The following is a 23,758-nucleotide window of genomic DNA, read 5'->3' on the forward strand; positions in this document are numbered from 1 at the left end:
CGATCATGATGATTGATCTGCCTCACGAAACCGCCCCCCAGTCCCGCCTGTTCACCTGCTGGCCGTCCGATGCCTCGCTGTGGGAAGAGAATCTCGAACCGGCCCAGGCCGAGTTCGCGGCCTTCCTGAAAGCGGTGATCGCGCCGTCTGCGACGGGCCGGACACTCGATCTCACCATTCTCGCCTCGACCGGCCAGGCCGAAGCGTCGGCCCGCAAGGCGCTGGGGAATCGGGCCAAGGTCGTCCGGGCGCCGTTCGGCGATGTCTGGGCCCGCGATACCGGTCCTGTCTTCCTGCGCGAGGACGGCGAGCCGGTTGCTGTACGTTTCCGCTTCAATGGCTGGGGCGGCAAGTATGAGCTGCCGGGGGATGACACGATCGGCGGCGTGATCGCCCGCCTGGCCGGTGCGCCGGAGCGTCGGATCGACCTCGTCGCCGAGGGCGGGGCGCTGGAGTTTGACGGCGAGGGCACGCTGATCACCACGCGGCAATGCCTGCTCAATCCCAATCGCAATCCGGGGCTCGGCGAAGCGGACGTCGAGGCTCGCCTCAAGGCCGCCCTCGGTGTCGAAACCGTGCTGTGGGTCGATGAGGGCCTCGTGGCCGATCATACCGACGGGCATATCGACAATATCGTCCGGTTTGCCCGGCCGGGCGTGGTCGTGTGTCAGAGCCCGTGGGGCGATGACGACCCGCAGGCCGAAGTGCTCGAGGCGATTGCGCGGCAGGTGTCGCGGATGAGCGATGCGAAGGGCCGGCGTCTCCAGGTCCGGCGTATTCCGTCTCCGGGCCGGGTCGACCTGGGCGATGGCGAGGTCGTTCCGGCGAGCCACATGAACTGGGTGATCGGACCGCGACGGGTCGTCGTCCCGACCTATGGCACAAGCGGCGGCGAGGCAGCCGTCCGGGCCCTGCGAAGGATTTTCCCCGATCATGAGGTGGTCGGAAGCTCGGCGCGTGCCATATTGTCGGGTGGGGGAGCCTTTCACTGTGTGACCTGTCACCAAGCCGGAGACTAGGGATTGATCCGATCCGCCCTGACTGCCTTCACGACTGTCTTGTGTGCGGCCCTGACCGGTCTGGCGGCGTCGCCGCGGGCCGCGGCCCAGCTGACGGCCCTGGTCGCCGAGCCGGCGCCCGCGGTGCCGTCTGACAGCGTGACCCCGTCGGATCAGGCCGGGCTGGCGGTGCTCTATCCCTACCGGGCGACCTTCCCCTATCTGGAAACCCTCGAGGCGCGGCTTGACGAGGCGCTGGCCGACCGGCGCGTGGTCGGTCTCGTCGCGGCCGTGATCGAGAATGGGGAGCCGGTCTTCATCTATACTCATGGCGAGACCGCGGCCGGTTCCGGCGAGGCGGTGACGCGCGAGACGCTGTTCCGAGCCGCGTCTGTCTCGAAGACCTTTACCGGCACGCTGCTCGGTGTTCTCGAAGCCGAGGGCCTGCTCGACCTGTCAGCCCCGGTGCCGGGCGATGTGCTGCGGGTCCGCGGCAGCCGACAGCCGACGCTGGAAGAGATCGCCAGTCACCGGACCGGCCTGCCGCCAAACGCCTATGATCTCGATCTCGAGGCTGGCCAGGCCCCGTCGCGGATCCGGGAACGCCTGTCCGGCGTCGAGCTGATCTGCCCGGTGGGCGAGTGCTATACTTACCAGAATATCGCCTTTTCGGCGCTCGAGAGCCTGGTCGAAGACGCCACGGGCGAGGACTTCTCCAGCGCCTTGCGCGACCGGCTTCTGGAGCCGCTCGGCTTGCCCTCGGCCTCCATTGGCACAGCGGCGCTGACAGCGTCACCGTCCTGGGCGCGTCCGCACAGTGGCTGGCGGCGGCTCGGAAACCGGCCGGGCGATCCGGCGACACCCTATGACACCATCCCCTCGGCCTCGGGGCTCAACCTGTCGCTGGACGATATGATCGTGTGGGCGCAGGTGCAGATGGGCACGCGGCCGGGCCTGTCCGAACCGGTCCGAACCCGCATCCATGCGCCTCTGACCGATACCGTGCGCGAGACCCGTCGTCTTGGCGATCTGCGCACCCGGGTCGACCAGACCTGGTACGGGCTGGGCTGGCGGGTGTATGACTGGGAAGGGCGGACCCTGGTGCTGCATTCCGGTTACCTGTCCGGCTATGGCGCGCAGATCGTGCTTGAACCGGAGACCGGTTTCGCCTTTGTAGCGCTCTGGAATTCGGATAACCGCCCGGCCTGGTGGTTATGGCCGACCGTCATGGACCTGCGCACCGGAAATGGTCCGGGAACCTGGCTTGATCGCTTCGTGGAGGACTGACCCTCATGGCACGTACACTCACTGTCGCCGGCCTTCAGGCCGCTTTCGGGACCGATATGGCCGCCAATATCGCGACCGTCACCGCGTTGGTGCGCGAGGCGGCGGCCAAGGGTGCCCAGGTCATCCTGCCGCCGGAACTCTTCCAGGGGCCCTATTTCTGCAAGGTCCAGGACGAGGCCTTCTTTGCGGCGGCCTATCCGGCTATGGAGCACCCCTGTGTGACGGCCCTGCAGCCGCTGGCCGCCGAGCTGGGCGTCGTCATTCCGGTCTCGATCTATGAGCGCGACGGGCCGCACTACTACAATTCCATGGTGATGCTGGATGCCGACGGCTCGGTGCTGGGCGTCTACCGCAAGAGCCATATCCCCGACGGGCCGGGCTATATGGAGAAATTCTACTTCCGGCCGGGCAATACCGGCTTCAAGGTCTGGGATACGAAATTCGGCAAGATCGGGGTCGGTATCTGCTGGGACCAGTGGTTCCCGGAAGCGGCCCGGGCCATGACCATGCTGGGCGCCGAGGTGCTGCTCTACCCGACCGCGATCGGGTCGGAACCGCATGATGACAGCCTCGACACCGCGGCGCGCTGGCAGCGGGCGATGCAGGGCCATGCCGTCTCCAACGTGATCCCGGTGATCGCCGCCAACCGGATCGGTGACGAGGGGGGGCAGGTCTTCTACGGCTCATCCTTTGTCGCCAGTCATACCGGCGAGAAGACCGACGAGCTGGGACGCAGCGAGAGCGGGATCGTGTCGGGCACGTTTGATCTGGATTACCTGCAGCGCCACCGCGCCGCCTGGGGTTTTTTCCGTGATCGGCGTCCGGACCTCTACGAGCCCTATTTCACGCCGCGCTCGTCCTGACGGTGTCGGTCGTGGCGGGCCCGGTCACGGCGCTTGCCGGTCGGCAGTAGCATGATGATGACGAAGGCGACCGCGATGGCGGGCCAGCCAAAGGCGATGGCCTGGTCGGTCTGACCCTGGGTCAGGCTGAACGCTGACGCCGTCAATCCGCCGGCGGTTACGGTCGCTGCCGTGAGCAGCATGGCAAGGCTGTAGCCCATGCATTCCTCCAATACCCCCGCGTGGTCGTTATCATCGACCCCTCTGTGGCATCACAATGGCAGAAATCGGCTAACACTTGGTTTCCGCAAGGCTTGATCTGTTTCGGGCAGTCGGGTGGACGGGCGGCGCTCGAATCCCGCTATCAAAAAGTACTTTGTAATGTAAAGTACTCTTGCATCAGTCAGTGGAGATCGACATGCAGACCGAAATCACAGGAACTCCGGCCCCAGCCGGCCAGGCACCGCGCGCGACGGGCCGCAGCAATTTCGCCGGGACCGTCATGTTCGCCTGTCTCGCCATGACAGGTATGGGGGCGCCTGCCGCTGCGCAAGTGGCCGTGCCGGATATCCTGCCCGGAGACGCCCTGGCCAGCATGGTCGGGGAATGGCAGGGCACCGGCTGGTCGGCCATGCCGGATGGCAGTCGAGAGAGTTTCGACATTTTCGAGCGCGTCGAAAGCATTGGTGGCGGCAATGCGATCATGATCCGCGGCATGGGCTATGCCCCGGCAGGTCAAGGCCGCAACGGTCGATTGGTCCATGATGCCGGCGGCTTTGTCAGCATCGCGGACGGCGGCTACCAGATGTTCGCCGCAACCGCGCGGGGCGCGCCGGAAAGCTATCCGATGACGATCACCGAGACCGGTTATCAGTGGGAAATCACGCTCGGGCCGCAGGGCCGGATGGTGTTCGAGGCCTGGATCGAGGGCGACAGCTGGGTCGAGACGGGCCAGTACTGCAATCCGCAGGGCACGTGTTTCCCGACCCTGGAAATGACGCTGACCCGGGTCGCCGACTAGGCGTGACCGGTGACCAGGGCGCCGAGAATGCCGTCGATGATGAACTGGGCGGCGAGGGCGGCCAGGATGACACCGAGGATGCGCGTGATCATGGCGGCCATCGAGTCGCCGATCACCCGCATCACCGGGCCGATCAGCAGGAAGGTGACCAGGCAGACCACCAGGATCACACCGGCCGAGGCCAGCACGACACCGCGTTCCATCCAGCCACTGGCGTCGGACATGTAGAGCATCACCGTGGCGATGGCGCCGGGACCGGCCAGCATCGGGATGGCCATCGGGAAGACCGAGATGTCGTCCCAGGTCTCGGGGTGCTCGTCATGCTCGCCGATGATCGTCTCGGCCCGTTCCTCGCGGCGCTCGGTCCGCTTCTCGAAGATCATTTCCAGCGCCATCAGGAAGAGCAGGACACCGCCGGCGATGCGGAAGGCGTCGAGGCTGATATGCATGGCATTGAGCAGCCAGCCGCCGCCCAGCGCGAAGCCGAGCAGGACACCGGTCGCGATGATCACCGACTTGATCGCCATCCGGCGCCGGTGCGCGTTCGGCGCACCATCGGTCAGCGCGGCAAAAATCGGCGCCACGCCGGGCGGGTCGATGGCGACAAAGAAGGTCACAAGGGCGGAGGTGAAGAGTTCAAGCATGTCGGCGGTCCTGTCTGAGCCGCCCGCATATCGGTTCGGCGCCGCGGCGTCACCCCCTGTTTCGGCGGCGAGCTGCATGGTTCCCATGCCAAAACGCTGCAACTTGCTTCCCAAGTCTTCGATAATTGCCTGATCACTGGCGAGCCGGGCGGTTTTTCTTGCCCGGTCCGCCGCGCCGGTCCACGCTGCTGAGGAGCAGGGGGGATTGCCATGAAGCGCCTGACCGGATTGATGTTTGCCGCGCTGACGGCCTCGCTTTTGCTGGCCGCCTGCCAGCCCGCTGCCGGCGGTGGCGAGGCCCGCACGATCTATCGCGGCAATACGATCGAACCGCTCAGCCTCGATCCCGACAAGGCCCATATCATGGACGAGCGGGTCATCATCGCCGACCTCTTCACCGGGCTCTACGAACCGACCGCCGATGCGCACCCGATCCCGGCCCTGGCCAATACCGCGGATGTTTCGGAGGACGGCCTGGTCTGGACCTTTACCCTGCGCGAGGCGCTGTGGTCGGACGGCACACCGATCACCGCCGATGATGTCGTCTTCGGCCTGCAGCGCGCCCTCGATCCGGCGACCGGCAACCAGTTCGGCGCCCCGCTCTTCCCCATCGCCAACGCCCAGGCCGTCTATGAGGGCCGCGTGCCGGTCACGTCGCTGGGCGTGCGGGCGATTGATGAGCGGACGGTCGAGATGACCCTGGAAGGGCCGACGCCCTTCCTGCCCTCCATCCTCATGTTCTGGGGGCAGCCGGTGCCGCGCCATGTCGTTGAGCAACATGGTGACGCCTGGATCCGGCCGGAAAACATCGTCACCTCGGGCGCCTTCACCCTGGTCGACTGGCGGGTGAATGACTTCATCCACCTGCGCGCCAATCCGACCTTCTTCGACGCCGCCAATGTCTGCCTGACGGATGTCTATTACTTTCCCACCGTCGACACCGCCGCCGCTGAACGCCGCGTGCGTAGCGGTGAGCTCGATCTCAACAATGATTTTTCCAGCGGCAATACCGCCTTCCTGAACGAGCGCGCGCCGGAGATCGTCCGGGTCGCGCCGGGCACGCTGTCGCGCACACTCGATTTCAACACGACCTCACCGCCCTTCGACGATGTCCGGGTCCGCCGGGCCCTGTCGATGGCGATCGACCGGACCTTCATTACCGATACCGTGCTCGGCGGCAGCGACATGCCGGCGACCCGCGTGGTCGCCGAGGGTATTGCCGGGCGCCGCGATGATGTCCGCATCGATTATCTCGACCTGTCGATGGAGGCCCGCCGGGCCGAGGCGCGGGCCTTGCTCGAAGCCGCCGGCTTCGGCCCCGACAACCCGCTCGCCTTCACCCTTTTCTACCAGCCCTCGGCCAGCTGGCCGCGCACCGTGCCGGTGATCCAGCAGGACTGGGCAACGATTGCGCCCTGGGTCCAGGTCGAGCTCGCCGGGCGTGACAGCCAGCTTCACTATGACGCCATGCGGGTCGGTGATTTCCAGGTCGCGACCTCCGGCTGGGTGCCCGATTTCGACGACCCCTATGCCTATCTCCTGCAATGGGAAACGCGCGCCGGCGAGATCAATTACGCGCGCTATTCCAACCCCGAATTCGACGCACTCACCGCGGCCGCGGTGGCCACACCGGACCCGGAAGAGCGCGCCGACCTGCTGGCGCAGGCGGAACGTCTCTTCCTCGCCGGCAGTGCCTCGACGCCGATCCTGTTCGAAGCCAGCCGCGACCTCGTCAGCCCCCGCATCACCGGCTGGCAGACCAATCGCGTCGGCATCAACCAGAGCCGCTGGCTGTGCACGACAGATGTCGTGGAGACGTCGGAGTAGGGGCCCGGGGGAGATGAGGCGAAGGCGGCCGCCTCACGGTTTGCCTTCGCCCTTCCGGCGTCCACCGACATGCGCCCAGCTCGCCTCCCAGCGGGGTTCCTCCACCGGGTATCCGGCCTGACGGGCGCGGCGGATGCGTTCGGCATCCTCTTCGATCTGCAGGTCGATCTCGACCTCCTCGACCGTGGCGCCGACCGCATTGTACCAGGCGACCCTCGCGGCGCGCCGGGCGGCTTCGGTCTCGTCATTCAGGCGGATCTGCTCGCGGGCCAGTGCAACACTGGCCCGTGACTGGGCAATGAAAGTCCCGGCCAGATCGAGCAATTTGCGGGCGACCCTGTCATCGCCCCTGTCCAGCGCCAGGGCCGCCGCTCCCAGGCAGTGCCGTCCGACCCGCGGCGCATCGGGCGGCTCTCCGCTCAGTCGTGACTGGAGCGTCATCGGGCACTTGCGCTGGCGCTGACGATGGCGGGCGGGGAGCCGACGTGACATGGGCGATCCTTTCCTGAAGGTGTGCGTGGCAGGGGCGGGCAGGTTTGCCCGCGCCACGGTGTTGCCACCTGGCGATATGAGGGGTGCGGGGCCCGGCCGGTGCCGGATGGCTTGTGTTTATGTGAGTGGCACCGGAGGTACCCCGCACACGGAGATTTGGTCGGAGCCGTTACCGGCCCCGTCTCGAAACCGACAGGAACAAACGGTAGAGCTTTGTGCCGCCGTCCTGCCGATGGCCACGCCGGGTTGGTCTGGCGGTGTTTCCAGACAACCGGACGAGCTCCGTCCTCCCAGCGCCCCCGGATCACCAATCCGGGCCTCGAGCAGCGCGGGACGGGAAGGAGTATGGGGCGGGCGAGAAGGGGGGCGGATAAGGTAGGTGGGAAAGCGAGTATTTGCAGTGGGTTAGGGCGGCGCGGCGGGGGATAAGCCGGTCGACTTCGATCCCTTTGATCGCTTCATACCCACCGTCATCCCACGGTCGCGGCAAGGCCGCGATCCGGGGGACCTCAGCCCGGCCGTCGACGGGGAAGCGCAGGTCCCCCGGATGCCCGCTTTGCGGTCACCGTGGGATGACGGTGGGGTTGGGTTTTGCGAAGTGCGTGCTGGCGCCCGCTTCGTCCTTCAAACCTTGCCGGGATGACGCAATATCCGCTCCAACACCATCACCCCCAATTCCCCACCGTCATCCCCCGGCTTGTCCGGGGGACCTCAGCCAGGCCGTCGACGGGGAAGCACAGGTCCCCCGGATGCCCGCTTCGCGGCCACCGTGGGATGACGGTGGGGTTGGGTGTTGCGAAGAGCGTGCCGGCGCCCGCTTCGCCCTTCACCCCTTGCCGGGAGTGCGCCGCATCCGCTCCAACACCATCACCCCAATTCCCCACCGTCATCCCACGGTCGCGGCACAGCCGCGATCCGGGGGACCTCAGCCAGGCCGTCGACGGGGAAGCGCAGGTCCCCGGATGCCCGCTTCGCGGTCACCGTGGGATGACGGAGGAGTTGGGTGTTTCGAAGAGCGTGCCGGCGCCCGCTTCGCCCTTCACCCCTTGCCGGGAGTGCGCCGTAGCCGCTCCAACACCATCACCCCAATTTCCCACCGTCATCCCACGGTCGCGGCAAGGCCGCGATCCGGGGGACCTCAGCCAGGCCGTCGACGGGGAAGCACAGGTCCCCCGGATGCCCGCTTCGCGGCCACCGTGGGATGACGGTGGGGTGGGGGGTGAGGTGGAAACAAAAAAAGCCCCGGCGTCACCGCCGGGGCTTTTCTCGTCAGAGCTGAGCCGAAGCCCTAGTCCTGGAACATGTCCCCATAGCGGTGACGCGGGCGTTTTTCCCAGTCGCGGCGGTGGTAGACGTCGGAGGCGATGACCGGGGCGACCGTGCTGGCTTCGGCGAAGACCATCTGTTCCAGGGCGACGTCGACCTTGCCCCAGGAGCAGGCTTCCTTGAGCGTGGAGGAGGAGCAGGCACCGTCGCGGACGTCGGCGACGGTGATCTGGACGGCATAGGCGTGCATCGGCACTTCGACGCCGAGGATTTCGGCGCAGACGACGGTGTCCTGGGCGAAGTTCTTGGGCACGCCGCCACCGACCATGAAGAGGCCCGTCTTGCCGGCCTTGATCTTGATGTCGGTGAGCTCGCGGAAATCGGCGACGCTGTCGATCGAGAGATAGGGCTTGTTGGCCTTCATGCGCTCGACCTGGTGCTTGACGAGGCCGAAGCCGGCCGAGCAGTCGGAGAAGGCCGGGCAGAAGATCGGCACGCCCTGCTCATAGCATTCCTGGACCAGCGAGCCTTCTTTCTTGGCATTGCCGTCGGCCAGCCATTTGCCCATCGCCTTGATATAGGAGCGCGAGGAGCGCGGACCCGGCTCGAGCAGGTTGGCGATTTCGAGCGTCGCGGCGTCGCAGGCCTGCAGCTCTTCCTCGTCGATATAGGTGTCGTAGATGCGGTCGATATAGAGATCGCGCAGCTCGCGGTCGTCGGGGATTTCCTTGGCCTGGTAGTGCTTGAAGCCGAGCGCTTCGAAGAAGTCCATGTCGACGATGGAGGCACCGGTCGAGACGATGGCGTCGACCATGTTGTTGCGCACCATGTCGCGCCAGACATGCATGCAGCCGCCGGCCGAGGTCGAGCCGGCCAGGGTCAGGATCACCGAGCAATCGGGATCGGCGACGGCCTGCTCCAGGATGCGGGCAGCGCGCGCGGCATCGCGCGAGGTGAAGGACATCTTCTCCCAGGCGTCGATCATGTGACGGCCGTCGAAGGCGGTGATGTCGATATGTTCGACCGGGCTGGAGAGCAGCTCGGCCTTGCGGTTGGACGTGTCGGTCATGGAAATCTCCTCGGTCCTGACGGATCAGGCTCGTGTTGCAGGGACCTGACCCGCCGGGTCAGGCCGCCTGACAGATCAGGCGCGTCGTTTCAGACGCGGGCGGCGCCGGCGGGCGCGGGCGAAATTGATGACCGTGGACTGGTCGTCCTCGGCCTGGTCGGACTGGACCTCGAACATCGACGGCCACGGCATGTCCTCGACGGCGACGAACTCGACCGAGCCGAAGCCGTTGAAGTCGGTCGCCAGCGCGGTGCCATAGGCGCCGAGCATGCCGATCTCGATGACATCGCCTTCGCGGATGTCGGCCGGCAGTTCGAACGGTCCGGGAATGGCATCCAGGCTGTCACAGGTCGGTCCGAAGAAGCGGAAGGACGCGGTCTGCTCGCTGGCTTCGCCAACCGGCCCATGGGTCCGCGGGCGGTGCAGCCGGACCGGGAAGGGCCATTTGGCGTGCGCCGCGTCGAACAGGCGGCCATAGGCGCCGTCATTGAGGTAGAGGGCGTCGCCCTTGACCAGCTCGACCCGGGTCAGCACCGACTCGGCCTCGGCCACCAGGGCCCGGCCGGGTTCGCACCAAAGGTCGGCATTCTCGAGCACCATCATCTCCTCGAAGGCATCCTCGATGGCGGTGATGTACTCGTCCATGGGCGGCGGGTTCATGCCCGGATAGATCGACGGGAAACCGCCCCCGACATCGACGATGTCGACGGTGACGCCGGCCTGGGCAATCAGGCGCGAGGCTTCCATCATGGCCGAGCGGTAGGCCGAGGGCTGCATGCACTGGCTGCCCACATGGAAGCTCACACCCAGCTCGAAGGCGTGGGCGCGGGCCGTCCGGATCAGTTCCGCGGCCTCATAGGCCGGGACACCGAACTTGCCGGCGAGCGAGAACATTGCGCCGTCATTGGAGACCGCCAGGCGCACGATCAGCGTGACGTCGTCGGCATTATTGGTCTCTTCGCGGATCTTCGCGAGCTCGGCCTCGCAGTCGAGCGCGAAGATGCGCACGCCGAACTCGTAATAGGCGCGACGGATCGACTCGCGGCTCTTGACCGGATGCAGGAAGGCCATGCGGCTATCGGGACAATGGGTCGCGACCAGCTGGATTTCCGGGATCGAGGCGACGTCGAAGAAACGCGTTCCGGCCTTGTGCAGCGCCTGGAGGATCCAGGGTGCGGGGTTGGCTTTCACGGCGTAGAGGACTTCGCCCGGGAAATTGTCCTGGAACCAGCGGCCTGCTTCAGCAACACGCGCCGGACGTACACAGACGACCGGACTTTCTACGTGCCGCGAACGGACCAGGTCCAGGGGAGTATGGTACGTGTGCAATTCACGTGACCCCCTGCTCGTTGTTAACCCAATCCGGCATCGTCACCTCCGCCGGGAAGAGCGCGATTAAGGCCAATTTTCCGGTGTGTAAAGCAGGAAATTTTCGGGGGGCGAAATTTCGGGTCGGCATGGTGTCCTCCCTTGCTTTGCCGGGCCGGAAGCGCGGCGTTCAAATGAGGGCGGACGGTCGCGCATCGCCACCCGATAAGCAACCCCCGCTATTTCCGTCCGTGCCCGGATCAATCCCCTCGAGAGCCCGATTCCCGGTCTCGTTTCGGGCCTTCCCGAAATGGCGTCGAGGCGCGCCCGGAAGGGCTGCCTGTCACAAAAAATTCAAGCCATAACGCTTCGTAATTACCCGAAAAGACGATGAAAATAAAAAGCTGAGGCAGAACAGGGCTGAGCCGCGGCCGGGATCAGGAATCCGCGTCGCTCGCCGACGATCAGCCGCCGCTCGCGACCGGTTTGCGACGCGCCGTGTCATTCAACCGTTACAATGCTGCTGTCTACCCGCCTCCCGAGTGATCGGGGCGAAACGGATCCCCTCGATCGTCGATGAAATTCATTCCTGACCCGGGGGACTTCCATGTCGGTGAAGCCAAACTTTCGCAAGCTCCTGCTTGTCTCGACCGCCTGCTGCCTGTTTGCAGCCTGTTCGGACACGTCCATCTCCTCGCCTGGCGCGCCCAATGTCGGTACGCCTCCGGGCGGCGGTGGTGGCGGTGGCGGCGGCGGCAGCCAGACCACGATCGACCTGGTTCCGGCCGGCGGCTGTGGCACCGGCTCGATCCGCGAGACCTCGGTCACCAATGGCACGATCACGATCAATGCCTGCGAGATCACCGGCAATATCACCACCAACACCGTGGTCGCCCCGAATGCCGGCGTGATCATCACCGGCCCGACCTTCGTCGGTCTTGATGGCGGCACCTCGGTGACGCTGGAAATCGGCGCCGGCGCCACGCTGTTCGGCTCGGCCGGTTCGGATTACCTGGTCGTGACGCGCGGCTCGCGCCTCGAAGCGGTCGGCACCGCCGATGCGCCGGTGGTCTTCACCGCGCGCTCGGACATTGAAGGCACGGCAGCGCCGCTGGATCGCGGTCTCTGGGGCGGCCTGATCATCAATGGCTATGCACCCATCAACGCCTGTATCGACGGCACCGCGGTCGGCGGTTCGGCCCAGTGCGTCAAGTCCGGCGAAGGCTCATCGGGCCTGTTCGGCGGCGACAACCCGGCCGATGACAGCGGCATCCTGCGCTATGTCCAGGTCCGCTATGCCGGCTTCCTAATCAACAATGAGGACGAGCTCAACGGCATCGCCTTCCAGGGCGTCGGCTCGGGCACCGAGGTCGACTATGTCCAGGTCTCCAACAATGCCGATGACGGCATCGAGATGTTCGGCGGCACCGTCGACGTCAGCCACCTGGTGCTGACCAATATCCGCGATGACAGCTTCGACTACACCGATGGCTGGATCGGCCGCGCCCAGTTCGTGCTGGTCCGCCAGTCCGGCGATGATGCCGACCAGGGCTTCGAGTTCGACAATCGCGGCTCCAACAACACCCTGCTGCCGCGCTCCAACCCGCGCATCTCCAACTTCACCCTGATCGGCGAGCGCAACGCCGCCGAGAGTGACCAGGGCATGCTGATCCGCGCCGGCACCGCCGGTGAGCTCTATAACGGCATCGTGGTCGATTTCGGCGAGGATTGCCTCGACATCGACGACACCGAGACCTTCAACCGCATCGGCGCCTCGGGCGCGGCGGGTGATGAAGACCTGATCATGCAGTCCATCGTGCTCGATTGTACGACCAATTTCGACGAGAGCGCCGGTGACCCGGTCGACGTGTCGACCTGGTTCCTGAGCCAGCCGAACAATGCCGAGATCACCCACACGATGTCCGGCGTCTTCCCGGGACCGGTCGAGCTGGCCACCCCGGCCTTCGACATCAATGGTCTCGATCCCTGGTTCAGTGATGTCGACTATATCGGTGCCTTCTCCGGCGCCGAGACGAGCGCGTCCAACTGGGCGGCCGGCTGGACCTTCAACCTGTTCGCCGATCCGGGCTGCCCGACCGGCACCACCGAATCGTCCGAGACGATCAACAACCAGCGCGTCTGCCAGCTGACCGGCAATGTCACCTCCGACCTGCGCCTGACCCGCGGCTCGATCTACGAGCTCGTCGGTCCGGTCTTCGTCGGTGTCGACCGCGGCCCCGATCCGGCCAGCCCGCTGCCGTCCGGCATCGAAGCCCAGCTGACGATCGATCCGGGTGTCACCATCTTCGGCTCCGCCGGGTCCGACTATATCGTCGTCACCCGCGGCTCCACCATCCGCTCCAACGGCACCCGCACGGCGCCGGTGATCATGACGGCCCGCGCCGATGTCGAAGGCACGGTCGGGACGAATGATCGCGGTCTCTGGGGTGGTCTGGTGATCAATGGTCGCGCCCCGATCAATGCCTGTATCGACGGCACGGCCGTCGGCGGCACGGTGGATTGCGAAAAGTCCGGCGAGGGCTCTTCGGGCCTGTTCGGCGGTGCCACGCCGACCGATGACTCGGGCAATATCTTCTACACCCGCCTGCAATATGCCGGCTTCCTCATCAACAATGAGGACGAGCTCAACGGCATCGCCTTCCAGGGCGTCGGCTCGGGCACGGAAGTCGACTATGTCCAGGTCCACAACAATGCCGATGACGGCATCGAGATGTTCGGCGGCGCGGTGGATGTCAGCCACCTGGTCCTGACCGGCATTCGCGATGACAGCTTCGACTACACCGATGGCTGGATCGGTCGCGCCCAGTTCGTGATCGTGGCGCAGGCCGGCGACGATGCCGACCAGGGCTTCGAGTTCGACAATCGCGGTTCCAACAACACCCTGCTGCCGCGCTCCAACCCGCGCATCTCCAACTTCACCCTGATCGGTGAGCGCGGAGCCGCGGAATCGGACCAGGGCATGCTGCTCCGCGCCGGTACCGCCGGTGAGCTCTATAACGGCATCGTGGTCGATTTCGGCGAGGATTGCCTCGACATCGACGACCAGGAAACCTTCGACCGTATCGGCGCCTCCGGCGCTGCCGGCGATGAAGACATCATCATGCAGTCCATCGTTCTGGATTGTACGACGAACTTCGACGAGAGCGCCGGCGACACCGTCGACCTTTCGACCTGGTTCCTGAGCCAGCCGAACAATGCCGAGATCACCCACACGATGACGGGCTTCACCTTCATCCCGGGCAATGCCGGTGTCGTGCCGGGCGCAACCGAGCAAGCGGTCACCGCCTTCGACATCAACGCGCTCGACAGCTGGTTCGTCGACGTCGACTACATCGGCGCCGTCAAGGACGCCAATGACACCTGGTACCAGGGCTGGACCTACCAGCGCCCGTAACGCAACCGCCTGAACCGGCCGGTCCTGCGGGGCCGGCCGGCCAGGCTGCATGTCAATCGCAGTCACATGGTGATGAAGATGAAAACCACTCGATTTGCGCTCTCGGCTGCGTTGCTGGCGTCCACGACGCTCGTACCGGTCAGTGCCCTCGCCCAGGACGCCGATGAAGATGTCATCGAAGTCCGCTTCCAATACATTCCCGATGATCGCCGGGTGACCTCGGAGGTCGCGGCCTCGCTGTCGATCGATGACCTGGAAACAACCGGCGACAGCGACCTGGCCTCGGCCCTGGTCCGCGTCACCGGCCTGTCCTCGACGGGGGGCCGCTTCGTGGTCGTCCGCGGTCTCAACGAGCGCTATTCCAACACGCTTCTCAACGGCTCACCGATGCCGTCGCCGGAGCCCTTCCGCCGCGCCGCCCCGCTCGACCTCCTGCCGACCAACGTCCTCTCCAACGTCCTCGTCCAGAAGACCTTCTCGCCGGAATTCCCCGGTGAATTCGGTGGCGGCGTGATCGGCATCGAAACCTCGACCCTGCCGGATGACCGCTTCTTCAGCGTCTCGATCGGAGCCAGTGGCGATACCGTCACGACCGGCAATCACGGTCTGACCTATGCCGGTTCGGACACTGACTGGATGGGTTATGATGACGGCCTGCGCGACATGCCGGCCGAACTCGCGGCGGTTTTCGACACCACCCGCGTCGGCAACAACCTGCCCGCCGACCAGCAGCAGGCAATCGGCCGTTCGCTGGTCAATTCCGAGCTCTGGGTTGTCCAGCAGATCGACACGGACGCCAATGGCTCGATCTCGGTCGAGGCCGGAGAGCGCTTTGACTTCGAGAACTTCTCGCTCGGTGTGCTGGCCTCGGCTTCCTACTCGAACGAGTGGGAGACCCGCGAAGGCCAGCGCGGCAAGGGCGCCATCGGGGCCGGCAATGAGCTGGTCTACGAGAACGGTCCGCCCAGCGCCGATCGTCTCGGCCTGGCCCCGCTCGGCGAAGGCATCAACAACTTCTTCGGAACCGAGAACACGATCGAAGCCTCGGGCCTTCTCTCGGTCGGCGTTGATTTCTACAACGATCACGCGCTGACCTTCCTGTCGATGGTGCTGCGCTCGACCTCGAAAGAGGCCCGAATCGAAGAGCAGTTCAATGCCGGCTCCTCGGCCGTCCTGCGGGGCGATTATACCGAATGGTTCGAGCGCCAGGTGGTGTTCAACCAGCTGCGCGGCGAACACCTGTTCGACAGCCTGGGCGGCCTGTCGCTCGACTGGCGCCTGTCCGACGCCACCGCGACCCGCGACGCGCCCTATCAGCGCTTCGTGAACTACCAGTATGAAGACGCCCTCCAGACCTACCGCTATGAAGGCGATATCAACGACAACTTCACGCGCTTCTCGGAGATCGAGGACAGCACCCGGGATGCCGGTTTCGACCTGACCCTGCCGGTGTCCGTCGGTGGCCTGGATGCCGAGCTGAAGGCCGGCTACGCCAACACCAGCCGTGAGCGGGATGCCTATACCCGCCAGTTCGCCTTCGAACAGGGTTCGGACGGCATTCCGGCAGACCTCCTGTTCTCGCGGATCGACTACATCTTCGCGACGCAGAACATTGTCGATGAGCGCCTGCGTCTCGTCGAGACGGGCGGTCTGACCTTCCCGGAAGCCTATAACGGGACTCTGGACGTCGAAGCCTATTATGCCGGCGTCGATGTCGGGCTGACCGACTTCGTGCGGGCCGCTTTCGGTGCCCGTTTCGAGGACGGCACCCAGGAAGTCGACACCTATGCCTTCCCGGCCAGTGCGGCGGACAGCGGCCTCGTCGAGACCCGGATCGCGGAGGATTATGTCCTTCCGGCCCTGACCCTGACCTGGACGTTTGCCGACAATCTCCAGCTCCGCACCGGCTATTCGCAATCGATCGCCCGCCCGCAATTCCGCGAGCTGGCCTTCGCCGAGTTCTTCAACACCGATACCGACCAGCGTTTCCAGGGCAATCCCTATCTGGTGAACACGGATATCGAGAGCTATGACGCCCGTCTGGAATACTATTTCGGCCGGGACCAGTTCATCACGGTCGGCGCCTTCTACAAGGTGCTGGAAAACCCGGTTGAGGAATACATCATCCCGATCGGTGACGGGCTCAACACCTCCTTCATCAACGCGCCGGAAGCGACGCTGACAGGGGCCGAGTTCGAGTTCGAAAAGTCCTTCGACTTCTCGGATCGCTGGGACGGGGCCTTCTTCAATGACCGTGAGTGGTTCATCAAGACCAACTTCACCTACATCCAGTCCGAGGTCTCGGCAGATGGCACGGTCACGATCGCCCAGGGTGCCTTCGGCAACCCGCTGGCGATCGAGCTGAACGCGGCCGGCTTCGTCGAGGATGGCCGGGCCCTGCAAGGCCAGTCGGAATACCTGTTCAACCTGCAGGTCGGTTTCGAGACCTTTGATGGTCGGGCCCGCGGCGCCTTGCTGTACAACTATACCGGTGAGCGGACCCGGGCCGTGGCCAACCTGTCCGACGATCTCCCGGCGATCGTCGAGCAATTGCCGGCCTCGCTTGATTTCGTCTACTCGCGGACGCTCGATCTGGGCGGCAATGACTGGGATTTCGGGTTCTCGATCCGCAATATCCTGGGCGAAGACTATCAAGCCTTCCAGGCTGCCGGCGGCGTCGAACTTCCGGTCGACACCTATGATATCGGCACCTCGCTGAGCCTCTCGGTGAGCCGCACCTGGTAGCCTGCAAGCGCTGACAGGGACGATGAGAAGGACGGGGCGGACCAGGCGGTTCGCCCCGTTTTTTCATGATGAAACGACGAACCGCGAAACGTCGTAAAACTGACGGCGAACCGTCGTCAAACTGACGTACAGCGCGTGTATCCGGGGCGGATACCCACGGGTTCAACCGCGCCCCGCGCGCTCTGTCCCGGGACGCAGGCACGGGCGCTGATCGCGATGACGCAAACACCGACACTCGAGCAGGGACGCGGCGATCGCTCGCGGATGCCGGCACGGGTCCGTCTGGTCATTCGCGCGGTTGAACTGGGTCTGCTGGTCGCCCTGACCTTCGTTCTGGCCCGGCTGATCTGGCTGATCGCCTTCGGGGCCAGCGCCAGTGATTTCCAGCAGGACAGTTTCGAGGCCGGCGCCGGTGCGCGCGGCGGGTCTGCCTATGTCGCCGACCTGACCCGGCTGCGCGAGACGCATCTCTTCTCCGACCCGCGCACCGGCGCGGTTGACCGGGCCGAGCCGGACCTGGTGCCTGAAACCCGGCTCGCCCTGGTCCTGCGGGGGGTGCGCCGTGGTGCCACGCCCGAGGCCGGGGGCGCGATCATCCAGACACCGGACAATCGCCAGCGCTTCTTTCGCGTCGGCATGGAGATCCTCGATGGCGTGACGCTGGAGGGGGTGCATGTGGATCATGTCCGGATCAGCCGCCGCGGCATCGCCGAAGTCCTTTACCTGCGACCCGAGGACGCCGCAGCCGCGCGCGAGACAGCGCCGTCGGGCGTCGCCGCTCCGGCCGCCCGCAGCCAGCCTGCCGCCGACCGTCGCGGCCAGCTCCACGACGTCGCCGGCCTGTTCCAGGTTCGCGGCCTGTATGCCGGTGACAGCCTGACCGGCTACCGCATCGAGAGCGGCAATGCCGACATGCTGGCCGTGCTCGGCCTGCGTGTCAGCGATGTCGTGACCGCCATTGATGACCGCCCGGTTGCCGCAATCGGTGACCTGCAGGCCTTGCTCGACAGCAATGCCGGCGGCGAGGCGATCCGTTTTTCCATTACCCGGGGCGGTCTGCCCCTGACCCTGTCGAGGACCTTGCCGCAATGACCCTGTTTGCGAAATCCGCCCTCGCGGCGCTGTGCGCCCTGACCCTGCTGGTGGCCGTGCCTGTCGCCCGGAGCGAGGCCCAGGACCAGGTGGTCAATTTCAACCAGGCCGAGATCCAGGCCGTCATCGACGATGTCTCGGCGGTGACCGGCTATACCTTCATCGTCGACCCCAATGTGCGCGGCCGGGTGACCATCACCTCGCAGGCGCCGCTGACCGCCGACCAGTATTTCCAGGTCTTCCTGTCGACCATGCGGGTGCATGGCTACACCGTGGTGCCGACCGCGTCGGGCGCCTACCAGATCGTGCCTGACCAGGCCGGCGCGCGTTCGGCCAACCCGGTCAATTCCAATCTGCGCGGTGACCAGTACGTGACCAGCGTGGTCCGGCTCAACCACGTCGCCTCGCGTGACGCGCTGGCCGTGGTGCGGCCGTTGGTCGGCGCCCAGGGCAGCGTCAATGCGACCGAGACCGGCAATGTGCTGGTGATGGTCGACTATGCCGAGAATATCGCCCGCCTGCGTCAGGTGATCCGCGACCTCGACCGCGACACTTCGGTGGTCGAGATGGTCGAGCTGGCCAATGTCTCGGCCGCCGACATGACCCGTATCCTGCAGCAGATGCGGACCCGCTCGGCGACCGGCGAGGACGAGGTCGCGTTCAATGTCGCGATCGCGCCGATCCCGGCCTCCAACACGGTCCTGCTGCGTGGCAATCGCGCGGCGGTCGACCAGATGATCGCCCTGGTGCGCCGGGTCGACAGTGTCAGCCAGTCCAACCAGAGCTTTCGCGTCATCTATCTCAGCCATGCCGATGGCGAGGATCTCCTGCCGATCCTGCAGCAGGTCGTCGACACGCTGGCCTCGAGCGATGGCGTCAGCCGCTCGCCGTCGGTCTCGCACCATGCGCCGACCAATTCGCTGGTCATCAATGCCGAGCCTGACGTCCAGCGCCAGCTCGAACTGGTGATCCGCCAGCTCGACATCCGCCGTCCGCAGGTTCTTGTCGAGGGCATCATTGTCGAGATGTCCGATGATACGGCTTACGAGCTGGGCGTGCAGATGCTGCTGGCCGGCGGCGAGGGCGACGCCCCGCTGGCGATGACCCGTTTCTCCTCGACCAATCCCGACTTGCTGGCGATCACCGGCGCGGCGGCCTCGCCGGGGGATGACACCAGCGATCTCAATGTCTCGCTGCGCCAGGCGGCGATCAATTCGCTGCTCTCGGCAACCGGCGGCACGCTCGGTTTCGGCGGCCAGAATGGCAACGGCAATCTGTTCGGCCTGGTGCTCAACGCGGTCGAGAGCGATGTGAACTCCAACGTGCTGGCCACGCCCTCCATCCTCGCGCTCGACAATGAGGAAGCCTCCTTCCTGTCCGGCCAGGAAATCCCGGTCACCACCGGCGAGGCGCTCGGCTCGAACAATACCAACCCCTTCCGCACCGTGGATCGCCAGGAAGTCGGCGTGAAACTTACGGTCCGCCCGCAGATCACCGAGGGCAATACGGTGCGCCTCTATATCGAGCAGGAAGTCTCCTCGGTGGCCGGTGCGGTCAATGCGGCCTCGACCGACCTGATCACCAACAAGCGCCAGATCTCGACGACGGTGCTGGCCGACAATGGCGAGATCATCGTGCTCGGCGGTCTGATCCGCCAGGAGGATGAAGTCTCGGAGACCGGTGTGCCGGGCCTGCGCCGCCTGCCCGGTGTCGGACGTCTCTTCCGCTCCGAGGGAACCCAGCGCCGCCGCACCAATCTGATGGTTTTCATCCGCCCGACCATCATCCGCTCTGAAGCCGACATGCAGGCGCTGACGGACAATCGCTATGACTTCATCCGCTCGGCCCAGATCGCCGGCAGCGAGAACGGTACCAGCTCGCTGGAGTCGATCGTCGAGATGATGCTGGTCGAAATGGGCCAGGACGCCGTGGCCTCGCGGGAGACAGCGGGTGACTGAAACCGCTGACATCGCCGACGCCGCTCGCGCCGGAGCCGATGATGCGGTCGGCCGGACCCCGGTTACCTACGCCTTTGCACGCCAGAAAGGCGTCGCTTTCCAGCCGGCGACCGGGAGCGGTGAGGCGGGCGTTTTCCTCTTGCGCAGTGGTTCGGATCGCCGGGCCCTGCTGGAGCTGCGCCGTGTGGTGGGACAAAGCTGTCCGGTGCGCGAATGCGCGACGGACGCGTATGACCGGGCGCTGTCCGACATCTATGCCTATTCCGGCCTCGGGGCCGACACGCTCGACAGTGCCGACGCGGGCGATGACAGCCTGACCCGCCTGATCGACGAGATGCCGCGTACCGAGGATCTGCTCGACAGCAATAGCGATGCGCCGATCATCCGCCTGATCAATGGCATGATCGCCGAGGCGGTACGAACGGCCGCCTCCGACGTCCATGTCGAACCTTTCGAGGACCGCGTCTCGATCCGCTATCGGGTCGATGGCGTGCTTCACGAGACGGCCTCCGTGCCGCCGCGCCTCGCCGCGCCGCTGGTCTCGCGGATCAAGGTGATGGCCCGGCTCGACATTGCCGAGAAACGCATTCCCCAGGATGGTCGCCTGTCGATCACCTTGGGCGGGCAGTCGGTCGATGTCCGCGTCTCGACCCTGCCGTCGCGGCATGGCGAGCGGGTCGTGCTGCGCCTGCTGGACAATTCCGCGGCTCGTCTGCGGCTCGACGATCTCGGCATGCCCGCGGCGATGCTGGACGAGATGAAGGCGGCGCTGGCCCAGCCCAATGGCATCATCCTGGTGACCGGCCCGACCGGTGCCGGCAAGACCACCACCCTCTATGCCGGGCTCAATCGTCTCAATGAAGAGACCCGCAATATCCTGACCGTCGAGGACCCGGTCGAGTACGCCATCGACGGGATCGGCCAGACCCAGGTCAATGCCAAGGTCGGGATGACCTTTGCCGCCGGCCTGCGGGCCATCCTGCGGCAGGACCCGGATATCGTCATGATCGGCGAGATCCGCGATGCCGAGACCGCGCAGATCGCGGTCCAGGCCAGCCTGACCGGTCACCTTGTCCTGTCTACCGTGCACACCAATTCGGCGGTCGCCGCGATCGCCCGGCTGCGTGACATGGGCGTGGAGAGCTATCTGCTGGCCTCGACCCTGACCGCCATCATCGCCCAGCGCCTGGTCCGCCGCCTGTGCGGTCACTGCCGCGAGGCCTATGTGCCGGATGCCGCCGAGCACGCCCTGCTCGGCCTGAGTGGTCCGGCCGGGGTCACGCTCTACCGGCCGACCGGTTGTGCCCATTGCAAGCAGACCGGCTATGACGGCCGGACCGGTGTCTACGAGCTGGTCCGGATCGACGAGACACTGCGCAAGCAGATCCATGACGATGCCCGCGAGAGCGATATGGCGGCGCACGCCTTCGCTCATCGCCCGACCCTGTTCCGCAACGGCGTCGACCTTGCGCTGGCCGGGACGACCAGCCTGGCTGAAGTGCTGCGCGTCTGCCGCGAGGAGGGCGAGCGTCATGCCGGCGTTTGAGTATGAAGCCCTCGATGCCCGCGGCAAGAAGGCGCGCGGGCTGATCACCGCTGACAGCGCGTTGGCGGCACGGCGCGCCTTGCGCGGTCGGGCCATGGCGCCGCTATCCATTCGCGAGGCCGAGGCGCGCCGCGGTGTGGCGTCCGGTGAGGGCGCCGGGGCCAGCCTGATGGACCGCCTGCGCCAGCAGGACCTGTCGGCACGCGAACGCATGCTGGTGACCCGCCAGATGGCCAGCCTGCTCGGGGCCGGCATGCCGGTCGCCGAATGCCTCGGACTGCTCGCCGAGCAGGGCGGCCGCCATCACATGCGCCGCGTCCTGATGGCCGTGCGCGCCCGGGTCTCGGAGGGTGAACGCCTGTCCGACGCGATGCAGGCCTTCCCCAGATCCTTCCCCGCCGTTTATCGCGCCATGGTCGCGGCCGGCGAGGTCGCGGGCGGGCTCGACCAGGTGCTGGCCCGACTGGCCGACTATCTGGAGAAGGAGGAGGCGGTCGCCAACCGGATCACCGGCGCCCTGATCTATCCGCTTGTGCTGAGCACGGTCGCGGCCGGTGTGGTGACCCTGTTGATGACCTTTGTCGTCCCGCGGATCGCCGAACAATTCACCGGCATGGGCATGTCCCTGCCGGCCCTGACCCGTTTCATGATTGCCGCCTCCGGTTTCTTGAGCGCGGGCTGGCCGCTCATCCTGGCCGGCTTGCTGGCCCTGGTCGCGGGCGGTGTCCTCGCCTTGCGTCAGCCGGCCGCGCGCCTGCGACTGGACGCGGCGGTGGCGCGCCTGCCCGGTCTGGGGAGCTTCCTGCGCCAGGTCGAATCGGCGCGCTTTGCCCGCACCATGGGCATTCTGATCGAGAGCGGGGCGATCTTGCCCGATGCCCTGCGCGCGGCGACACGGGCGACCCGGAATCTCGCTTTCCGGGACCGGCTGAAGACCGTTCTCGTCGAGGTCGAGAGCGGCCGCTCGCTGACCGATGCGCTGCGGGCCCGGACCTGGTTTCCGGCCCTGATGCTGTTCATGGTCGCTGCCGGCGAACGCTCGGGCGCGCTGGGGGAAATGTTCCGCCGCGCCGCCGACCAGATGGACCAGGAAACCGACGGCGCCATCACCGTGGGTCTCAATCTGCTCGAGCCCGGGATCATCCTTGTTCTGGGCGGCGTGGTCGTGGTGATCGTGCTCTCGATCCTGCTGCCCATCCTTCAACTCAACACTTTGGCTCTAGGCTAGGGAGGCGTCGATGACCGACCATCTCGCTCACACCGCACAGGGCGACGAGACCGACCGCGAAGCCGGTTTCTCGCTGCTCGAAATCCTGATCTCGATCACCATTCTGGGTCTGCTGGCGACGATCGTCGTGATCAATGTCCTGCCGGCCCAGGACCAGGCCATGGTGCAAAAGGCCCGTACCGATATCGCGACGCTGGAACAGGCCCTCGATGCCTACCGCATGGACATGCGTGAATATCCCTCGTCCGAGGCCGGCCTTGTCGCCCTCACCATGCCGCCGCGCGACGGGGCCGAGCGCTATCGTGATGGCGGCTATATCCGCCGCCTGCCGAGCGACCCCTGGGGCAATCCCTACCAGTATGTCTATCCCGGCCGGAACGGCATGATGGATATCTTCTCGCTCGGCCGCGATGGCCGCGAGGGCGGCGACGGCCTCGACGCGGATATCGGCAACTGGCAGGGCTGATGCAGGCCCGGCCGTCATATGCCAGCCGGGAGGCCGGACTGTCGCTGATCGAAATCCTCGTCGGGATCTCGATCCTGGCGATTGTCGCCTTTGCCGTGACCCTGACCATGGCCCCCACGCGCACGCCGTTGCAGGCGGCGTCGGATGCCCTGTCGGCGCGGCTGCAGGTGGCGCGCGACGAAGCGATCATCTCCGGCACGCCGATCGGTCTCGCCATTGATGATTTCGGCACCGGTTATGCCTTCTACCGCTATCTCGACCAGACTTGGTGGCCGCTCTCCGATCACCCCGCCCTGCGCGCCCGTGTCCTGCCGGAGACGGTCCGGCTGGTGGCCCGTGAGGCGATGTATGCGGCGTCGGACAGCGACACGGCGGCGGCCATTCCGGTCATCTGGTTTGATCCGGCCGGCATGACCGAACCCTTCCGCCTCCGCCTCGAGACTGCCGAGGCCTCGGTCGATCTCGATTGGCCGGATTCAGCCGGGCGGACCTCTGGCGGGCAGACCTCTGGCGGGCTCACCTCAGGCGGGCTGACCCGGCAGGCGGGCCTCTGA

At 66.0% G+C, this 23,758-nt stretch carries 18 protein-coding genes; 13 read left to right on the plus strand and 5 right to left on the minus strand.

Annotated elements, in window-relative coordinates:
* The first annotated feature begins 5 nt into the window (after positions 1-5).
* Genes AAA969_RS01830 through aguB form a run of 3 tightly spaced genes read left to right on the plus strand, consistent with a single transcriptional unit; the run spans position 6 to position 3,148 of the window.
* Entirely contained in the window at positions 6-1,019 is a 1,014-nt protein-coding gene (locus tag AAA969_RS01830) for an agmatine deiminase family protein (RefSeq protein WP_338243000.1), read from the plus strand.
* 3 nt (positions 1,020-1,022) lie between these two features.
* Positions 1,023-2,285 (plus strand): serine hydrolase domain-containing protein, encoded by a 1,263-nt coding sequence (locus tag AAA969_RS01835; protein WP_338243002.1) that lies wholly within the window; start codon positions 1,023-1,025, stop codon positions 2,283-2,285.
* Positions 2,286-2,290: 5 nt separating this feature from the next.
* A complete protein-coding gene (gene aguB, locus AAA969_RS01840) occupies positions 2,291-3,148 on the plus strand; it encodes an N-carbamoylputrescine amidase (RefSeq protein WP_338243003.1) in 858 nt (285 codons plus the stop codon).
* On the opposite strand, the gene AAA969_RS01845 is transcribed toward aguB, so the two are convergent.
* Positions 3,124-3,348, minus strand: coding sequence for a hypothetical protein (locus AAA969_RS01845; protein WP_338243006.1), 225 nt, complete (start codon positions 3,346-3,348; stop codon positions 3,124-3,126). The two genes, aguB and AAA969_RS01845, sit on opposite strands and share 25 nt — an antisense overlap.
* A 197-nt stretch (positions 3,349-3,545) precedes the next feature.
* Here AAA969_RS01845 and AAA969_RS01850 point away from each other — a divergent pair, with 197 nt between their 5' ends.
* Positions 3,546-4,148: a hypothetical protein gene (locus AAA969_RS01850; RefSeq protein ID WP_338243008.1), complete on the plus strand. Its 603-nt coding sequence runs from the start codon at positions 3,546-3,548 to the stop codon at positions 4,146-4,148.
* Here the strand turns inward: AAA969_RS01850 and AAA969_RS01855 are convergent.
* Complete coding sequence (locus AAA969_RS01855; RefSeq protein WP_338243010.1) at positions 4,145-4,792, minus strand: MarC family protein; 648 nt, start codon at positions 4,790-4,792, stop codon at positions 4,145-4,147. The two genes, AAA969_RS01850 and AAA969_RS01855, sit on opposite strands and share 4 nt — an antisense overlap.
* Before the next feature lie 210 nt (positions 4,793-5,002).
* Here AAA969_RS01855 and AAA969_RS01860 point away from each other — a divergent pair, with 210 nt between their 5' ends.
* Positions 5,003-6,619 (plus strand): peptide ABC transporter substrate-binding protein, encoded by a 1,617-nt coding sequence (locus tag AAA969_RS01860; RefSeq protein WP_338243012.1) that lies wholly within the window; start codon positions 5,003-5,005, stop codon positions 6,617-6,619.
* Positions 6,620-6,652: 33 nt separating this feature from the next.
* On the opposite strand, the gene AAA969_RS01865 is transcribed toward AAA969_RS01860, so the two are convergent.
* From AAA969_RS01865 to AAA969_RS01875, 3 genes are all read right to left on the minus strand, one after another.
* Positions 6,653-7,111, minus strand: a complete 459-nt coding sequence (locus AAA969_RS01865; RefSeq protein ID WP_338243014.1) for a hypothetical protein — start codon at positions 7,109-7,111, stop codon at positions 6,653-6,655.
* A gap of 1,288 nt (positions 7,112-8,399) precedes the next feature.
* Positions 8,400-9,446 (minus strand): 1,9-bis(guanidino)-5-aza-nonane synthase, encoded by a 1,047-nt coding sequence (locus AAA969_RS01870; RefSeq protein ID WP_338243016.1) that lies wholly within the window; start codon positions 9,444-9,446, stop codon positions 8,400-8,402.
* Between the two features lie 75 nt (positions 9,447-9,521).
* Positions 9,522-10,775: a type III PLP-dependent enzyme gene (locus tag AAA969_RS01875; RefSeq protein WP_338243018.1), complete on the minus strand. Its 1,254-nt coding sequence runs from the start codon at positions 10,773-10,775 to the stop codon at positions 9,522-9,524.
* A gap of 586 nt (positions 10,776-11,361) precedes the next feature.
* On the opposite strand from AAA969_RS01875, the gene AAA969_RS01880 reads away from it, so the two are divergent.
* From AAA969_RS01880 to AAA969_RS01915, 8 genes are all read left to right on the plus strand, one after another.
* A complete protein-coding gene (locus AAA969_RS01880) occupies positions 11,362-14,169 on the plus strand; it encodes a hypothetical protein (protein ID WP_338243020.1) in 2,808 nt (935 codons plus the stop codon).
* Positions 14,170-14,247: 78 nt separating this feature from the next.
* Positions 14,248-16,914, plus strand: coding sequence for a TonB-dependent receptor domain-containing protein (locus AAA969_RS01885; protein WP_338243022.1), 2,667 nt, complete (start codon positions 14,248-14,250; stop codon positions 16,912-16,914).
* Between the two features lie 216 nt (positions 16,915-17,130).
* Entirely contained in the window at positions 17,131-18,006 is an 876-nt protein-coding gene (locus tag AAA969_RS01890; RefSeq protein ID WP_338243024.1) for a type II secretion system protein N, read from the plus strand.
* Positions 18,003-19,964: a type II secretion system secretin GspD gene (gene gspD / locus AAA969_RS01895; protein ID WP_338243026.1), complete on the plus strand. Its 1,962-nt coding sequence runs from the start codon at positions 18,003-18,005 to the stop codon at positions 19,962-19,964. Before AAA969_RS01890 ends, gspD begins: the two co-directional genes overlap by 4 nt.
* A complete protein-coding gene (gspE, locus tag AAA969_RS01900) occupies positions 19,957-21,510 on the plus strand; it encodes a type II secretion system ATPase GspE (protein WP_338243028.1) in 1,554 nt (517 codons plus the stop codon). The genes gspD and gspE overlap by 8 nt, the downstream gene beginning before the upstream one ends.
* Positions 21,497-22,738: a type II secretion system inner membrane protein GspF gene (gene gspF / locus AAA969_RS01905; RefSeq protein WP_338243030.1), complete on the plus strand. Its 1,242-nt coding sequence runs from the start codon at positions 21,497-21,499 to the stop codon at positions 22,736-22,738. The genes gspE and gspF overlap by 14 nt, the downstream gene beginning before the upstream one ends.
* A 10-nt stretch (positions 22,739-22,748) precedes the next feature.
* Positions 22,749-23,204 (plus strand): type II secretion system major pseudopilin GspG, encoded by a 456-nt coding sequence (gspG, locus tag AAA969_RS01910; RefSeq protein WP_338243032.1) that lies wholly within the window; start codon positions 22,749-22,751, stop codon positions 23,202-23,204.
* Positions 23,204-23,758, plus strand: a complete 555-nt coding sequence (locus AAA969_RS01915) for a GspH/FimT family pseudopilin (protein ID WP_338243034.1) — start codon at positions 23,204-23,206, stop codon at positions 23,756-23,758. Before gspG ends, AAA969_RS01915 begins: the two co-directional genes overlap by 1 nt.

The organism is Maricaulis maris (assembly GCF_036322705.1).
Lineage (GTDB): Bacteria > Pseudomonadota > Alphaproteobacteria > Caulobacterales > Maricaulaceae > Maricaulis > Maricaulis maris_B.

Bases quoted from the DNA above. Each gene is read 5' to 3' on its own strand.
- AAA969_RS01830 (WP_338243000.1), top strand. From the start codon at position 6: ATGATGATTGATCTGCCTCACGAAACCGCCCCCCAGTCCCGCCTGTTC.
- aguB (WP_338243003.1), top strand. From the start codon at position 2,291: ATGGCACGTACACTCACTGTCGCCGGCCTTCAGGCCGCTTTCGGGACC.
- AAA969_RS01845 (WP_338243006.1), bottom strand. From the start codon at position 3,348: ATGGGCTACAGCCTTGCCATGCTGCTCACGGCAGCGACCGTAACCGCC.
- AAA969_RS01850 (WP_338243008.1), top strand. From the start codon at position 3,546: ATGCAGACCGAAATCACAGGAACTCCGGCCCCAGCCGGCCAGGCACCG.
- AAA969_RS01855 (WP_338243010.1), bottom strand. From the start codon at position 4,792: ATGCTTGAACTCTTCACCTCCGCCCTTGTGACCTTCTTTGTCGCCATC.
- AAA969_RS01860 (WP_338243012.1), top strand. From the start codon at position 5,003: ATGAAGCGCCTGACCGGATTGATGTTTGCCGCGCTGACGGCCTCGCTT.
- AAA969_RS01865 (WP_338243014.1), bottom strand. From the start codon at position 7,111: ATGTCACGTCGGCTCCCCGCCCGCCATCGTCAGCGCCAGCGCAAGTGC.
- AAA969_RS01870 (WP_338243016.1), bottom strand. From the start codon at position 9,446: ATGACCGACACGTCCAACCGCAAGGCCGAGCTGCTCTCCAGCCCGGTC.
- AAA969_RS01880 (WP_338243020.1), top strand. From the start codon at position 11,362: ATGTCGGTGAAGCCAAACTTTCGCAAGCTCCTGCTTGTCTCGACCGCC.
- AAA969_RS01885 (WP_338243022.1), top strand. From the start codon at position 14,248: ATGAAAACCACTCGATTTGCGCTCTCGGCTGCGTTGCTGGCGTCCACG.
- AAA969_RS01890 (WP_338243024.1), top strand. From the start codon at position 17,131: ATGACGCAAACACCGACACTCGAGCAGGGACGCGGCGATCGCTCGCGG.
- gspD (WP_338243026.1), top strand. From the start codon at position 18,003: ATGACCCTGTTTGCGAAATCCGCCCTCGCGGCGCTGTGCGCCCTGACC.
- gspF (WP_338243030.1), top strand. From the start codon at position 21,497: ATGCCGGCGTTTGAGTATGAAGCCCTCGATGCCCGCGGCAAGAAGGCG.
- gspG (WP_338243032.1), top strand. From the start codon at position 22,749: ATGACCGACCATCTCGCTCACACCGCACAGGGCGACGAGACCGACCGC.
- AAA969_RS01915 (WP_338243034.1), top strand. From the start codon at position 23,204: ATGCAGGCCCGGCCGTCATATGCCAGCCGGGAGGCCGGACTGTCGCTG.